General features: G+C 71.3%; 14 protein-coding genes. 7 read left to right on the top strand and 7 right to left on the bottom strand.

The features are described from left to right. Positions 1-40: 40 nt before the first annotated feature. On the bottom strand, positions 41-478 hold the full coding sequence (locus OG963_RS19060; RefSeq protein WP_030914674.1) for a gamma-glutamylcyclotransferase: 438 nt from the start codon (positions 476-478) through the stop codon (positions 41-43). A 262-nt stretch (positions 479-740) separates the two neighbouring features. On the opposite strand from OG963_RS19060, the gene OG963_RS19055 reads away from it, so the two are divergent. Next, positions 741-2180 (top strand): NAD(P)H-quinone dehydrogenase, encoded by a 1440-nt coding sequence (locus tag OG963_RS19055; RefSeq protein WP_093773064.1) that lies wholly within the window; start codon positions 741-743, stop codon positions 2178-2180. A gap of 178 nt (positions 2181-2358) precedes the next feature. Then, complete coding sequence (locus OG963_RS19050; RefSeq protein ID WP_093773062.1) at positions 2359-3321, top strand: DeoR/GlpR family DNA-binding transcription regulator; 963 nt, start codon at positions 2359-2361, stop codon at positions 3319-3321. 206 nt (positions 3322-3527) lie between these two features. Here the strand turns inward: OG963_RS19050 and OG963_RS19045 are convergent, their stop codons facing one another. After that, complete coding sequence (locus OG963_RS19045; RefSeq protein WP_030914684.1) at positions 3528-4127, bottom strand: TetR/AcrR family transcriptional regulator; 600 nt, start codon at positions 4125-4127, stop codon at positions 3528-3530. Positions 4128-4276: 149 nt separating this feature from the next. Further along, entirely contained in the window at positions 4277-6031 is a 1755-nt protein-coding gene (locus OG963_RS19040; protein WP_093773060.1) for a biotin carboxylase N-terminal domain-containing protein, read from the bottom strand. Between the two features lie 411 nt (positions 6032-6442). Between OG963_RS19040 and OG963_RS19035 the strand changes: the two genes are divergently transcribed. Beyond that, positions 6443-6913: a hypothetical protein gene (locus OG963_RS19035; protein WP_256223852.1), complete on the top strand. Its 471-nt coding sequence runs from the start codon at positions 6443-6445 to the stop codon at positions 6911-6913. A gap of 14 nt (positions 6914-6927) precedes the next feature. Here the strand turns inward: OG963_RS19035 and OG963_RS19030 are convergent, their stop codons facing one another. The 4 genes from OG963_RS19030 to OG963_RS19015 form a co-directional block, all read right to left on the bottom strand. After that, a complete protein-coding gene (locus OG963_RS19030) occupies positions 6928-7539 on the bottom strand; it encodes a nucleoside triphosphate pyrophosphatase (protein WP_030914694.1) in 612 nt (203 codons plus the stop codon). 64 nt (positions 7540-7603) lie between these two features. Continuing rightward, positions 7604-7732, bottom strand: a complete 129-nt coding sequence (gene mmpB, locus OG963_RS19025) for a morphogenic membrane protein MmpB (protein ID WP_093773058.1) — start codon at positions 7730-7732, stop codon at positions 7604-7606. 175 nt (positions 7733-7907) lie between these two features. Continuing rightward, complete coding sequence (locus tag OG963_RS19020) at positions 7908-8114, bottom strand: acyl-CoA carboxylase epsilon subunit (RefSeq protein WP_030914697.1); 207 nt, start codon at positions 8112-8114, stop codon at positions 7908-7910. 14 nt (positions 8115-8128) lie between these two features. Continuing rightward, positions 8129-9721: an acyl-CoA carboxylase subunit beta gene (locus OG963_RS19015; protein WP_093773056.1), complete on the bottom strand. Its 1593-nt coding sequence runs from the start codon at positions 9719-9721 to the stop codon at positions 8129-8131. 190 nt (positions 9722-9911) lie between these two features. Between OG963_RS19015 and OG963_RS19010 the strand changes: the two genes are divergently transcribed. From OG963_RS19010 to OG963_RS18995, 4 genes are all read left to right on the top strand, one after another. Beyond that, positions 9912-10778 (top strand): biotin--[acetyl-CoA-carboxylase] ligase, encoded by an 867-nt coding sequence (locus OG963_RS19010; RefSeq protein WP_093773054.1) that lies wholly within the window; start codon positions 9912-9914, stop codon positions 10776-10778. A 1214-nt stretch (positions 10779-11992) separates the two neighbouring features. After that, a complete protein-coding gene (locus OG963_RS19005; RefSeq protein ID WP_030914705.1) occupies positions 11993-13165 on the top strand; it encodes an adenylate/guanylate cyclase domain-containing protein in 1173 nt (390 codons plus the stop codon). Positions 13166-13257: 92 nt separating this feature from the next. Beyond that, positions 13258-14070, top strand: a complete 813-nt coding sequence (locus OG963_RS19000) for an enoyl-CoA hydratase/isomerase family protein (RefSeq protein WP_093773052.1) — start codon at positions 13258-13260, stop codon at positions 14068-14070. A gap of 86 nt (positions 14071-14156) precedes the next feature. Then, complete coding sequence (locus tag OG963_RS18995) at positions 14157-15341, top strand: GGDEF domain-containing protein (RefSeq protein WP_030914711.1); 1185 nt, start codon at positions 14157-14159, stop codon at positions 15339-15341. Positions 15342-15433: the final 92 nt, after the last annotated feature.

The raw sequence follows: 15433 nt of genomic DNA, 5'->3' as shown, positions 1-15433 counted from the left end.
CTCTTCGTGCTTTCGCACAAAACGTCGGGAAGTGTGCTGCTCAGCAGGGGCGCTTGCGCAGCTCCATCACGTAGTCGTGCGGCGCGCCCGCCGACTCGGCGGCGTCCGCCAGCTCGCCCAGGTACCGGGCGGACGGCAGTCCGCCCTCGTACGCGTTCAGCACGTACATCCAGGCCGGCTCCTCGCCGTCCAGGGTGTGCACCCGCACCCGCATCCGCCGGTAGATGTCGAGGCCGACACCCTCCCACCGGTCCATGGAGTCCTCGTCCATCGGCGCCAGGTCGTACAGCGCCACGAAGACCTGCGAACGCGGCGCCTCCACCACTGTGGCCAGCGCGCCTTCCCAGCCCATCTGCTCCCCGCCGAAGGTCAGCCGCCAGCCGTTGAGCCAGCCGGTGCCGCGCAGCGGGGAATGCGGTGCGCGGCGGGTCATCAGCCGCGCGTCGAGGTTGCCGGCGTACGCGGCGTAGAGCGACATGGGATCGAGGGTACGGGAGGTGGCCCGGCGAGCGGCGATTCCTGTGACGAAGACCCTGGCGAGGGTCGTGCCGGAGGCCGGGCCGAGGGCTCCGCCGCCGGCTCGTCCGGGGGTCCCTGTCCCGTATGGAGGGCCCCGGGGCGAAGCATCTTGGCGCGTGCGGGACAATGGAGTACGTACTGCATTCCCCCGGGGTGATCCCCCGGACCCCCGGCCGGGGCGGCAGACGGCCGCGGGATGACATACGCGAGGCGGACTTTTCGTGACCCGGATCGTGATCATCGGCGGCGGACCCGGCGGGTACGAGGCGGCATTGGTGGGCGCCCAGCTCGGCGCGGAGGTGACCGTCGTCGACTGCGACGGCCTCGGCGGCGCGTCGGTGCTCACCGACTGCGTGCCCTCGAAGACCCTGATCGCGACGGCAGAGGTGATGACCACCTTCGACTCTTCGTACGAGGAGTTGGGGATCATCGTCGCCGACGACACGCCGCACATCGAGCAGGCGGCGCGGGTGGTCGGTGTCGACCTCGGCAAGGTCAACCGACGCGTGAAGCGCCTGGCGCTCGCCCAGTCCCACGACATCACCGCCTCCGTCACCCGTGCGGGTGCACGCGTGATGCGCGGCCGGGGCAGGCTGGAAGGCCTCCAGGCCGCCGACGGCTCCCGCAAGGTCGTGGTGACCGCGGCCGACGGCACGGAGGAGACGCTCACCGCCGACGCCGTGCTGATCGCGACCGGCGGTCACCCCCGGGAGATCCCGGACGCGCTCCCCGACGGCGAGCGCATTCTGAACTGGACCCAGGTCTACGACCTCGACGAGCTCCCCGAGGAGCTCATCGTGGTCGGCTCCGGTGTCACCGGTGCCGAGTTCGCCGGCGCCTACCAGGCGCTGGGCTCGCGCGTCACCCTCGTCTCGTCCCGCGACCGGGTGCTGCCCGGCGAGGACCCGGACGCGGCCGCCGTGCTGGAGGACGTCTTCCGGCGCCGTGGCATGAACGTCATGGCCCGCTCGCGCGCCCAGGCGGCGAAGAGGGTCGGCGACCGGGTCGAGGTCACGCTCTCCGACGGCCGCGTCATCACCGGTTCGCACTGTCTGATGGCGGTCGGCGCGATCCCGAACAGCGCGGGGATGGGCCTGGAGGAGGCCGGGGTCCGGCTCAAGGAGTCCGGCCACATCTGGACCGACAAGGTCTCCCGCACCAGCGCCCCCGGCGTGTACGCGGCCGGTGACGTCACCGGCATCTTCGCGCTCGCCTCGGTCGCCGCGATGCAGGGCCGGATCGCGATGTACCACTTCCTCGGTGACGCGGTCGCCCCGCTGAACCTGAAGACGGTCTCCTCGAACGTCTTCACCGACCCGGAGATCGCCACCGTCGGCTACACCCAGGCGGACGTCGACGCGGGCGCGATCGACGCGCGCGTGGTGAAGCTGCCGCTGCTGCGCAACCCGCGCGCCAAGATGCAGGGCATCCGGGACGGCTTCGTCAAGATCCTCTGTCGGCCCGGCACGGGCATCGTGGTCGGCGGCTGTGTCGTCGCACCGAGGGCCAGCGAGCTGATCCACCCCATCTCGATCGCGGTCGACAACAATCTGACGGTGGAACAGATCGCAAACGCTTTCACTGTGTATCCGTCCCTGTCGGGATCGATCGCAGAAGTGGCACGTCAGTTGCACACGCGGAAGCGCGCCGGCGAGGCCTAGAAAACCCGACATTCCCTGGCAACCCCCGGCAACTCAGGCGGGCGGCATGCCGATGTCCGGTCAGTAGGGAACAACAACGGGGCCGCCTATACCACTTGGCGGCCCCTTGTGTGTACAACTTCTGTTTTTCGGCGCAAACTGCTGAAAACCCTCGCGCGGTCACGTTACTGTCAGTTTCGTGTTCGCTGCAGAACGTCGTCAGTTGATCCTCGAAATGGTGCGCGCCAACGGGGCAGTATCGCTCCGCGAGCTCGCCCGCGTCGTCCAGACCTCCGAAGTGACCGTACGGCGGGACGTGCGGGCACTGGAGGCAGAAGGACTCCTCGACCGCCGGCATGGCGGTGCGGTACTGCCGGGCGGTTTCACGCGGGAGTCCGGCTTTCCGCAGAAATCCCATCTCGCCACCGCCGAGAAGACGGCCATCGCCGACCTGGCCGCCGGCCTCGTCGAAGAGGGCGAGGCCATCGTCGTCGGTGCCGGCACGACCACGCAGGAGCTGGCCCGTCGGCTCGCGCGGATCCCCGGCCTGACCGTGGTCACCAACTCACTGCTGGTCGCCCAGGCGTTGGCCCATGCCAACCGGGTGGAAGTGGTGATGACCGGCGGCACCCTGCGCGGTTCCAACTACGCCCTGGTGGGCAGTGGTGCGGAACAGTCGCTCCAGGGTCTGCGGGTGTCGCGCGCGTTCCTGTCCGGAAGCGGGCTCACCGCGGAGCGTGGGCTGTCCACGTCCAACATGCTCTCGGCGAGCGTGGACCGGGCGTTGGTGCAGGCCGCCGCGGAGGTGGTGGTCCTCGCGGACCACACCAAACTGGGCTCCGACACCATGTTCCAGACGGTACCGACGGACCTGATCACCCGCCTGGTGACGGACGAACCCGCGGGCCATGACGACCGGGCCGCCACCGAACTGCAGGCCCTGGCGGACCAGGGTGTACAGATCGCGGTGGCCGGTGGGGGGACGGGCCCCGCCGGGGCGGACTCCCTCTCGCCGGGCCGTCAGGCGCGCCGGGACATGCCGCTTCCAGGCCAGCGTCGCACGCACGGCGGCCCCGGTCCGCAACTGCGCAGTGCGGCCGCGTCCTTGACGGACCAGCCCTCGGGGGACCGCGCCCGCGTGGCGGACCTGCGCCGCCGCTGAGGGCCGGCCCGCCATCCCTGGCGGACCGGCGCGCGGCGACGGCTGCGGTGCGTCGCAAGGTGCGAGGGCGTCCTCGTACCGGGTGTGCCCGGGCGTTCCGGCAACGTGGCGAGCTGCCGAGTATTCGTCGTGCGCCCGTCAGGGATGACGGGACAGCCCTTGGGCCTTCGAGGGTCGGGGGCGCGAACCCCCGGCTTCGGCATGCCTCAACCCCCGGCTGCGCGCGGCCCCTTCAGCCCCTGCAGCGTCAGCGTCAGCAGGCGGCCCGCCAACGCCGGGTCCTCCGGCGCCTGCTCCGCAGCCAACGCGATCGCATTCGTCAGCTGCATCAAGTCACCGATCGACACATCCGCCCGCACCGTGCCGCTCGCCTGCGCCCGGGCCAGCAGCCGTGCCCCTGCCTCCCGCAGCGGCACATTGCAGTCGGACAGCGCCGAAGTCTCGTCCCGCGACGTCGACATGAGTGCCTGCGCAAGCCCCCGGTACTCACCCGCATGAGTGATGATCGCACCCAGCCACTCGACCAGACCGCTGCACGGATTCTCCGCCGCCGCCAACTCGTGGGACCGGGTGAGGAGTGTGCCCAGGGCCTCCTGGAAGACCGCGCTCATCAGGGCGTGCCGGTTCGGGAAGTGCCGGTACAGCGTGCCGATGCCCACGCCCGACCGGCGCGCGATGTCCTCCAGCGACGCGTCCGTGCCGTGTTCCGCGAACGCCGTACGGGCTTCGCCGAGCAGCCGGTCGTAGTTGCGGCGCGCGTCGGCGCGCATGGGCCGGCCCGGCGTCTGTGCCGTGCTCATCGCCATTGCGCAGTCCTCCCTTTTTCCGCCCCCGGGTCCAGGATGCCATCGCGCAACCGGACGACCTCTCCTCCTGCCCGGCCGCCGAACGGCCGAGGCCCCCGCGGAGTCGGTGGTACGACTGCGCAGGGGCCTCGCCGGAACTTCGTGCGGGATCAGTCCTTGATCTCGCAGATGACGGCGCCCGACGAGATCGAACTGCCGACCTCGGCGGCGAGTCCCTTCACCGTGCCGGCGCGGTGTGCGTTGAGAGGCTGCTCCATCTTCATGGCCTCCAGGACGACGATCAGGTCGCCTTCCTGGACCTCTTGGCCCTCCTCGACGGCGATCTTGACGATGGTGCCCTGCATCGGGGACGCGAGGGTGTCGCCGGAGACCGCGGAGCCGCTCTTCTTCGCCGCGCGCCGCTTGGGCTTGGCACCCGCCGCGAGTCCGGTACGGGCCAGGCTCATGCCCAGCGAGGACGGCAGGGAGACCTCGAGACGCTTTCCGCCGACCTCGACGACGACCGTCTCACGGCCGGTCTCCTCCTCCGCCTCCACGTCGGCGGGGGCGGCGAAGGGCTTGATCTCGTTGACGAACTCGGTCTCGATCCAGCGGGTGTGGATGCGGAACGGGTCGCTGGTGAACGCCGGGTCGACGACGACCGCGCGGTGGAACGGGATCGCGGTGGCCATGCCCTCGACGTTGAACTCGGCCAGCGCACGCGCCGCCCGCTGCAGCGCCTGCTCACGGGTGGCGCCGGTCACGACGAGCTTCGCGAGCAGCGAGTCCCACGCCGGGCCGATCACCGAACCCGACTCGACGCCCGCGTCCAGGCGGACACCGGGGCCGGTCGGCGGGGCGAACACGGTCACCGTGCCCGGAGCGGGCAGGAACCCGCGGCCCGGGTCCTCACCGTTGATCCGGAACTCGAACGAGTGCCCGCGCACCGCCGGGTCGTCGTAACCGAGCTTCTCGCCGTCCGCGATCCGGAACATCTCGCGGACCAGGTCGAGGCCCGTGACCTCCTCGGTCACCGGGTGCTCGACCTGCAGACGGGTGTTGACCTCCAGGAAGGAGATCGTGCCGTCCACGCCGACCAGGAACTCCACGGTTCCCGCACCGACGTACCCGGCTTCCTTCAGGATCGCCTTCGAGGCCGCGTACAGCTCCGCGTTCTGCGCCTCGGACAGGAACGGCGCCGGAGCCTCCTCGACGAGCTTCTGATGCCGGCGCTGCAGCGAGCAGTCACGGGTCGAGACGACCACCACGTTGCCGTGGGAGTCGGCCAGGCACTGCGTCTCCACATGGCGCGGCTTGTCGAGGTAGCGCTCCACGAAGCACTCCCCGCGTCCGAACGCCGCGACCGCCTCACGGACCGCGGAGTCGTACAGCTCCGGGATCTCCTCCAGCGTCCGCGCGACCTTCAGCCCACGACCGCCACCACCGAACGCGGCCTTGATCGCGATCGGCAGCCCGTGCTCCTTCGCGAACGCCACGACCTCCGCCGAACCCGACACCGGGTCCGGGGTCCCGGCGACCAGCGGGGCACCGGCGCGCTGCGCGATGTGCCGCGCGGCCACCTTGTCACCCAGATCGCGGATCGCCTGCGGCGGCGGACCGATCCACGTCAGTCCCGCGTCCAGCACCGCCTGGGCGAACTCGGCGTTCTCCGACAGGAACCCGTAACCCGGGTGGACCGCGTCGGCCCCCGAGTCCTTGGCCGCCTGCAGCACCTTCGCCATGTCCAGGTAGCTGGCGGCCGGGGTGTCACCGCCCAGAGCGAATGCCTCGTCGGCCGCACGCACATGCAGAGCGTCCCGGTCCGGGTCCGCGTAGACCGCCACGCTCCCGATCCCGGCATCCCGGCACGCCCGAGCAACACGGACAGCAATTTCGCCACGGTTGGCGATGAGCACCTTGCGCACGATGGCTCCCTCCTTGAAACAAGCTGAGTTTAGGGACTACCGACACGGCCTTACGACCCGTCCCCATTGGTGAGCTTGCCCACACGGAGCGTGATTCGAGGCTTGCTCGAGGCGCGAAATCCCTTGTGACACCACGGTACGCCGGGATTCATGACCGCACAGTAGCCACGAGGTGTGGTCCAGGTCTCTGTTCGATCGAGGTGTGGCTGTCGGCGTTTCTTTGTGGAGTACCTACTAACGAGCGAGTGTTTCTTTGCCCGACGCACGAGGGGCGCGACAAGCGGGGTGCGTAAACAGTGTGTGCGGAGGGCATCGGGGCGAGTGGGACGAGTGAACGTGGTCGGAACCCTTGTCCGAATGATTACCCGTTAGTAGGGTCCGCGCTACCGCACTTACTACAGGTAACAAGGGGTGAGCGCCGTGGTGCGCAGACCGGTGGCGTTCGTGGCCGCGATCGTGCTGTTCGGGGAGGCCGCGGGCATGGTGCTCGTCAACGGCATCATGGCCACGGTGGTCGACAACCAGGAGATGTCACTCGCCGGGCTGGATCCGGCCGCCATGTCCGCCGGGGCGTGGGCGATGGGCGGCGTCGCCGGGCTGTACCTGGTGCTGTGCGGTCTGGTCCTGCTGCTGACCGGCATCCGCGACCGGGCTCCCGGGCGTGTCGGCCGGGCCGCCCTGATCAGCTGCGCCGTGGTGCACGGGGTACTGGGCGCGCTGACGGTGGGCCTGATCGGCTGGGCCGCCTTCGTGTTCATGATGGTCGTGCTCGGCCTGATCGTGCTCACGCTGGTCGCGTACGGGAACGGGAACGGGAGCGGCACCGGTAGCCCGAACGAGAAGGATGACGGCGCCGAAGAGGGTGCTCCGGCGCCCGCGTAACCCGTTCGTGGGTATCAGACCCACAAGTCGGTGACGGAGAGTCCCAGTTCGCCGAGGAGCCGGCGCAGCAGCGGCAGCGAGAGCCCGATGACGTTTCCGTGGTCGCCCTCGATGGAGTCGACGAACGGGGCGGAGCGGCCGTCCAGGGTGAAGGCGCCCGCGACATGGAGGGGCTCGCCCGAGGCGACGTAGGCGGCGATCTCGGCGTCCGTCGGTTCGCCGAAACGGACGACGGTGGACGCGGTCGCGGAGACCGTGCGCCCGGTCGCGGTGTCGATCAGGCTGTGGCCGGTCTGCAGGATCCCGGCCCGGCCACGCATGGACTTCCAGCGGGCGGTCGCCTCCTCGCTGTCGGCCGGCTTGCCGAGCGCCTCTCCGTCGAGCTCCAGGACCGAGTCGCACCCGATGACCAGGGCGCCCGCGACCGCGGGGCGGGCGGCCACGGTGGCGGCCTTGGCCTCGGCGAGCACCAGCGCCAGCTCGGCGGGTGTGGGGGCGGACAGCGCGTCCTCATCCACACCGCTGACGATCGCCTCCGGCGCGAACCCGGCCTGGCGCAGCAGGTTGAGGCGGGCGGGTGAGGCGGAGGCGAGTACGAGACGTCGCTGATCAGTCATACCGGCCATCGTAGAAGGGCCGGGCGCGGCGGGGGACCACGCGTCCGCAGGACGGGCGGACGACCGCGGCGCCTCAGCGTGTGCCCAGCACGAACATTGCGACCACCATGGCGAGCGCAAGCACCAGCCACACGCGCCGCATCATGTCCTGGGCGTCGCGCAGCTCTTTGGGGGGCTTGTTCTCGGGATCGGACCACAGCATGGTCCCGATCCTGCTGCGGCCGCCGTCACGACGCCTGAGTACGGGTACTCAGCCGCCCTGATGCGTACGGACCGATCGCTGCGTGGCGACACGGCGGAGGCCCGGTCCCCCAGGGGGGGCCGGGCCTCCGAGCCTGCTCTGTGCGAACGGGACGGCCGGGTCGGGCCGCCGAGCGCTAGACGGGCCAGTACGTCCGTGCCCAGGACCGCGGACCCGGCCGAGGCCGGTCCCGCCGGGCGATCCGGCCGGGGTCGGACCACTGCTCGGGCAGCGCCGGCGCGCCGGACGACACGGCAGCCGTCGCCGCGGCGCGCGCCTGGACGACCGCCAGTGCGGCGGCCAGCTCCTCCGGGGTCGGGTTGCCCCGTACGACCTTGATCATGGTCAGGACCCTTTCTAGAGGGGGATGTTGCCGTGCTTCTTCGGCGGCAGTGATTCCCGCTTCGTGCGCAGCTGACGCAGGCCCTTCACCACGTGGGCCCGGGTGTCGGACGGCATGATCACCGCGTCGACGTAGCCGCGCTCGGCCGCCACGTACGGGTTGAGCAGCGTGTCCTCGTAATCGGCGATCAGCTCGGTACGGGTCGCCTCTGCCTCGTCGGGGTCCGTGACGGCCGCGATGGTGCGTCGGTGCAGGATGTTCACCGCGCCCTGCGCGCCCATCACGGCGATCTGGGCGGTCGGCCAGGCGACGTTGATGTCCGCGCCCAGGTGCTTGGAGCCCATGACGTCGTAGGCGCCGCCGAACGCCTTGCGGGTGATCACCGTGATCAGCGGGACGGTCGCCTCCGCGTACGCGTAGATCAGCTTGGCTCCGCGCCGGATGATGCCGCCGTACTCCTGGTCGACGCCCGGCAGGAAGCCGGGGACGTCGACGAAGGTCAGCACCGGCACGTTGAAGGCGTCGCAGGTACGGACGAAGCGTGCGGCCTTCTCGCTCGCGTTGATGTCCAGACAACCCGCGAACTGCATCGGCTGGTTGGCGACGATGCCGACGGGGTACCCCTCGACACGCCCGAAGCCGGTGATGATGTTCGGCGCGAAGAGGGCCTGCGTCTCCAGGAACTCGCCGTCGTCGAGCACATGCTCGATCGCGGTGTGCATGTCGTACGGCTGGTTCGCCGAGTCCGGGATGAGGGTGTCGAGCTCACGGTCCTCGTCGGTCGTCGCGAGATCCGCCTCCTCCGGGAAGGCGGGCGCCTCGGAGAGGTTGTTCGACGGAAGGTACGACAGCAGCGACTTGACGTACTCGATGGCGTCCTTCTCGTCACCCGCCATGTGATGCGCCACACCCGAGGTGGTGTTGTGCGTACGGGCTCCGCCCAGCTCCTCGAAGCCGACGTCCTCGCCGGTGACGGTCTTGATGACGTCAGGACCGGTGATGAACATGTGCGAGGTCTGGTCGACCATGACCGTGAAGTCGGTGATCGCGGGGGAGTAGACCGCGCCGCCCGCGCACGGTCCGACGATCAGCGAGATCTGCGGGACGACACCCGAGGCGTGCACGTTGCGGCGGAAGATCTCGGCGAACAGGCCGAGCGCCGCGACCCCTTCCTGGATACGGGCGCCGCCGCCGTCGTTGATGCCGATGACCGGGCAGCCGGTCTTCAGCGCGAAGTCCATCACCTTGACGATTTTCTCACCGTAGACCTCGCCGAGCGACCCGCCGAAGATGGTGAAGTCCTGCGAGTAGACGCAGACGGGGCGGCCGTCGACCGTGCCGTAGCCGGTGACGACACCGTCTCCGTACGGGCGGTTCTTCTCGATGCCGAAGTTGGTGGAGCGGTGCCGGGCGAACTCGTCGAGCTCCACGAAGGAACCCTCGTCGAGCAGGAGATCCACCCGCTCGCGGGCGGTCAACTTGCCCTTGGCGTGCTGCTTCTCGACTGCGCGTGCGGAGCCGGCGTGCGTGGCCTCGTCGATACGGCGCTGCAGGTCCGCGATCTTGCCCGCGGTGGTGTGGATGTCGATCTCTTCCGGCTCGGACATCGGGTGGCGGCTCCCTGCCTGGTCACGGGGACGACTGACTGGTGGGTTCTACGGCTGCGTGCGAGGCCGCGTGCGCGACGACGGCCGGTCCGGCAGCCGACGATCAGGTTCTGAATGGCTACTGATCCGTAGCGTATCGGCGCGGATACCGTTCGGCAGTGCGTCGTTTGCCACACCTAGGGTGGCTTGCATGACACCTTCGGATGCGTCACCGAACCGCTGGTCGGACCTGGACCGGCCGCCCCTGAACGTCCCCGCGCTGCGCCGCGGGCTGCTGCGGCCGGGCGGGCTGTGGACCTCGCTCGACGTCGTGGACGTCACCGGGTCCACCAACACGGACCTCGCGGCACGGGCGGCGGAGCTGACCGAGGGGACCGTTCTCGTCGCCGAGGAGCAGACCGCGGGCCGTGGTCGCCTCGACCGGTCCTGGACGGCGCCCGCCCGCTCGGGCCTCTTCTTCTCCGTCTACCTGACCCCCGGCGACGACGTGCCGGTCCACCGGTGGGGCTGGCTGCCGCTGCTCGCCGGGGTGGCGACCGCGACCGGGCTGGCACGGGCCGCGGGCGTCGACACGGCACTGAAGTGGCCCAACGACCTGCTGGTCACCGTGGAGGGCGAGGAACGCAAGACGGGCGGCATCCTCGCCGAGCGCGCCGGGGACGGCGTCGTCATCGGCATCGGCCTCAACGTCACCCTCCGTGCGGACGAGCTGCCCGCCCCGACGGCGGCCTCGCTCGCCCTGGCCGACGCGGTCTCCACCGACCGGGAGACGCTGCTGCGCGGCGTGCTGCGCTCGCTGGACCACTGGTACGTCGAGTGGCGCGCGGCCGGCGGGGACGCGGCGCAGAGCGGCCTGCAGGCGGCTTACGCGGCCGGCTGCGCGACGCTGGGCAGGAGGGTGCGGGCCCAGATGCCCGGCGACCGTTCGCTCGTCGGGGAGGCGGTGGCGATCGACGGTGACGGCCGCCTGATCCTGTCCACGGCCGACGGCGTGCAGGAACCGGTGTCGGCAGGCGACATCGTGCATCTGCGGGACGCGGAAGGCGGCCTCACCTAGAACCGCGCACGGGCGCCCGCCGGGCCCCGTCCCGGCTGTTCCCCCGGGGGTGCTCAAGCCGCCGTACGGAAACCTTCACAGCCCCTGCACCCCGCGCACCGGACCGAGCGCCTGGCTGTTCCCCTGGGCGCTCAGTCTCCGCCCCGCGAAAGCCCCCCACGGGCCGTACATCCGCGTATCGGCCCGTGCCCGTCTTGTTCCCCCCGGACGTCCGGTCCGCGCCTGAAAGCCCCTCCCACAGGCCCTGCACCCGCGTGCAGGGCCCGCACCCCGCTGTTCCCCCGTGCGTTCAGTCGGTCCCGCGCAAGCCCCGCACGGGCCCTGCGCCCGTGTACCGGCCCGCGCCCGTGTCGTCCCACGTGGCGCCCTCGGGCCTTCGCCCCGTGGAAACCACCCCCGAGGAGAACCGCCCACGGCCCCTGCCCCCGGCCGACCCCGTACCGGGACGCCCCTCGGGCGTTCGCCCCGTGGAAACCACCCCCGAGGAGAACCGCCCACGGCCCCTGCCCCGGCCGACCCCGTACCGGGACGCCCCTCGGGCGTTCGCCCCGTGGAAACCACCCCCGAGGAGAACCGCCCACGGCCCCTGCCCCCGGCCGACCCCGTACCGGGACGCCCCTCGGGCCTTCGCCCCGTGGAAACCACCCCCGAGGAGAACCGCCCACGGCCCCTGCCCCCGGCCGACCCCGTACCGGGACGCCCCTCGGGCCTTCGCCCCGTGGAAACCACCCCCGAGGAGAACCGCCCACGGCCCCTGCCCCGGCCGACCCCGTACCGGGACGCCCCTCGGGCCTTCGCCCCGTGGAAACCACCCCCGAGGAGAACCGCCCACGGCCCCTGCCCCCGGCCGACCCCGTACCGGGACGCCCCTCGGGCCTTCGCCCCGTGGAAACCACCCCCGAGGAGAACCGCCCACGGCCCCTGCCCCGGCCGACCCCGTACCGGGACGCCCCTCGGGCCTTCGCCCCGTGGAAACCACCCCCGAGGAGAACCGCCCACGGCCCCTGCCCCGGCCGACCCCGTACCGGGACGCCCCTCGGGCCTTCGCCCCGTGGAAACCACCCCCGAGGAGAACCGCCCACGGCCCCTGCCCCCGGCCGACCCCGTACCGGGACGCCCTAAGGACGTGAGGTAGCGCACATCTGCCGTATCGTTGAGGCGATCCACCGACAGATCGGCAGGGCAGTGCGCAGGGAACGGGCAGGAGGCGGCTGGTGACCGTCGACGACACGACCTCCGGCGCGGGCGCGGAGCCCCCATCGGAACCCTCGGTCCACGCGACACCGCATCACGAAGTCGACCACACGGCTGAACCGACCGACGATCCGCTCGCGATCCGGCTGGAACAGCTGATCCTGGGTGCCGACCGTCGCTACACCCCGTTCCAGGCGGCCCGTACCGCCGGAGTCTCGATGGACCTGGCGTCCCGGTTCTGGCGCGCCATGGGGTTCGCCGACATCGGGCAGGCCAAGGCGCTCACCGAGGCGGATGTGCTGGCGCTGCGGCGGCTCGCGGGACTCGTCGAGGCCGGGCTGCTCAGCGAGCCGATGGCGGTGCAGGTCGCCCGGTCCACCGGGCAGACCACCGCCCGGCTGGCGGAGTGGCAGATCGATTCCTTCCTGGAGGGTCTGACCGAGCCGCCCGAGCCCGGGATGACCCGCACCGAGGTCACGTACCCGCTGGTCGAGCTGCTTCTGCCCGAGCTGGAGGAGTTCCTCATCTACGTCTGGCGGCGCCAGCTCGCCGCCGCGACCGGCCGCGTGGTGCAGGCCGCGGACGACGACGAGATGGTCGACCGCAGGCTCGCCGTCGGCTTCGCGGACCTGGTCGGTTTCACCCGGCTCACCCGCCGGCTGGAGGAGGAGGAGCTCGGCGAACTCGTCGAGGCGTTCGAGACGACCTCCGCCGACCTGGTCGCCGCGCACGGCGGCCGGCTGATCAAAACCCTGGGCGACGAGGTTCTCTTCGCAGCCGACGACGCGGGCACGGCGGCCGAGATCGCGCTGCGCCTGATAGAGGCCATGACCCAGGACGAGACGATGCCGGCTCTGCGCGTCGGTATCGCGTTCGGCACGGTCACGACCCGGATGGGCGATGTCTTCGGTACGACGGTGAACCTCGCCAGCCGGCTCACGTCGATAGCGCCGAAGGACGCCGTGCTGGTGGACGGCGCCTTCGCCGAGGAGCTGACGCGCACGGGCGACGCCCCGGCCTCCGAGGCGCAGGCGGCGGAGGAGGCCGCGGCCGCCGAGAAGGAGCGCGCGGAGGGTGTGGAGCCGCTGGTCGTGCCGAAGTACCGGTACGGGCTGCAGCCGATGTGGCAGCGGCCGGTGCGCGGACTCGGCGTGGTGGAACCGTGGCTGCTGGCGCGACGAGGCGCCTCCTGATGCCTGTCCCTGTCCTGGGCGCGGCCTGGGGCCTCTCGAACGAAAGACCCTAGGATCCTCCGGTAACGCTCGTTAACCGGAGGGGTGTAGCCATGACCGTCACGTCCGAGCAGCGGTTCGGGGAGTTCGTCGTCGTACGGGTCCATGAGGGCCAGGAGCACGTTGCCGAACTGGTCCTGGACCGGCCCAAGGCCATGAACGCCGTGTCCACGGACATGGCCCGCTCGATCGGGGCCGCCTGCGCCGCGCTCGCCGCCGACCAGGACGTACGGGTCACCGTCCTCACCTCCAGCCATGAGCGGGCCTTCTGCGTGGGCGCGGATCTCAAGGAGCGGAACTCGTTCACCGACGCCGAGCTGGTCCGTCAGCGGCCCACCGCCCGCGCCGCCTACACCGGCGTGCTCGACCTGCCGATGCCGACGGTCGCCGCCGTGCACGGGTTCGCGCTCGGCGGCGGTTTCGAGCTGGCGCTGTCCTGCGATCTGATCGTCGCCGACCGTACGGCCGTGGTGGGGCTGCCCGAGGTCTCGGTCGGTGTCATCCCGGGCGGCGGCGGTACGCAGTTGCTGCCGCGCCGGATCGGCGCGGCGCGCGCTGCCGAGCTGGTCTTCACCGCCCGGCGGGTGGAGGCTGCCGAGGCGCGGGAGTTGGGTCTGGTCGACGAGCTGGTGGAGGAGGGGCAGGACCGGGCCGAGGCGCTGGCGCTCGCCGGGCGGATCGCCGCCAACTCGCCGGTGGGCCTGCGCGCCGCGAAGCGTGCGCTGCGGCTCGGGCACGGACTCGATCTGCGGGCCGGTCTGGAGGTGGAGGACGCGGCCTGGCGATCGGTGGCCTTCTCCGGGGACCGGGCGGAGGGCGTGGCCGCGTTCAACGAGAAGCGGAAGCCGAACTGGCCCGGCGAGTGACGGCGCGTTACCGCCCCGACGCGCAGTGCGGAACTTTTGATGCCTCAAACTGATCAAGACTTCGCAAATCTACATAAGATGTAGCGATGGGTGGTGATGATGCGCGGCTGCGGGCCGTGGTTTCGCTTGCACAGGCAATGGCGGCGGCGCACACCCCGCCGGAGTCCTGGCGGGCGGCCGCGCTGGGGGCGTGCGAGGCGCTGGGCGGCAGCTTCGCCGCGCTCTCCGTGTGGGAGCGGGGGCCGGGGCGGCTGCGGGTGCTGGTGAACGCGGGTGAACGGGCCGAGGGGGAGGAGGAGTTCCCCGACGACGAGACGTACCCGGTGCATCAGTTCCCGGAGATCACCGAGTTCCTGCATGAGCGGTGGGCGGGCGGCGGCGAGCCGGACGCCTGGGTGGAGACCGCCGACGGTCCGGTCGATGACACCGGGGACGGCGAAGCCGATTCGGCGGTGGCGGGCGCGCACGGGTACGGGCGGGTCTACCGCCACCAGCGGGTGGCGGCCCTGCGACGGCGCCGGCGCGGCTGCTGTGTGGTCGCGCCGATCGTCCTGCACGGGCGGGCCTGGGGTGAGCTCTATGTGGCACGCCCGGTGGGGGAGCCGGTGTTCGGGCGGGAGGACGCGGACTTCGCGACCGTGCTGGCCGCCGTCGTCGCCGCCGGTATCTCCCAGACGGAACGCCTCGAAGAGGTCCGCAAGCTCGCCTTCACCGACCCGCTGACCGGGCTCGCCAACCGCCGGGCCGTCGACGCGCGGCTCGACGAGGCGGTGGAGATGCACCGCGCCGACGGCACGGTGGTCAGTCTGGTCGTCTGCGACCTGAACGGTCTGAAGGGGGTCAACGACTCCCTGGGCCACGCCGTCGGCGACCGGCTGCTGGAACGTTTCGGCTCGGTGCTGTCCCGGTGCGGTGCGATGCTGCCGGGCGCCCTCGCCGCCCGGCTCGGCGGTGACGAGTTCTGCCTGCTGGCGGTGGGCCCCGGCGCGGACGAGGTGATCGAGGTGGCCACCGAACTCTGCGACCGGGCAGCGGAGTTGGAGCAGGGTGACGGGGTCGCCTGCGGCATCGCGTCGACCGGTGACCCGATCGGGCCGGTGACCTCGGCCCGGCGGCTGTTCCGTCTGGCGGATGCGGCCCAGTACCGGGCGAAGGCGGCCCGCTCCGCGAAACCCGTGGTGGCGGGGCGCGACGGCGAGGTCATCCGGCTGGCCGACTCGCCGCCGAAGTCCGCCCACGACCGCCGTCGGCTGCGCGGCAGCCGGCCCTGAGGGCTGTTCCGCGGGAGACGTCCGGCGGAGTCCGTGAACGGGCCGGTAAGGGGTCAACCGCACGACCACTAGTGACATGAAGGGATTCAGTC

The sequence above is a fragment of the Streptomyces sp. NBC_01707 genome (genome assembly GCF_041438805.1).
In the GTDB taxonomy this organism is placed as follows: Bacteria; Actinomycetota; Actinomycetes; order Streptomycetales; family Streptomycetaceae; genus Streptomyces.
This window is presented reverse-complemented; position numbering and strand designations above follow the sequence as displayed.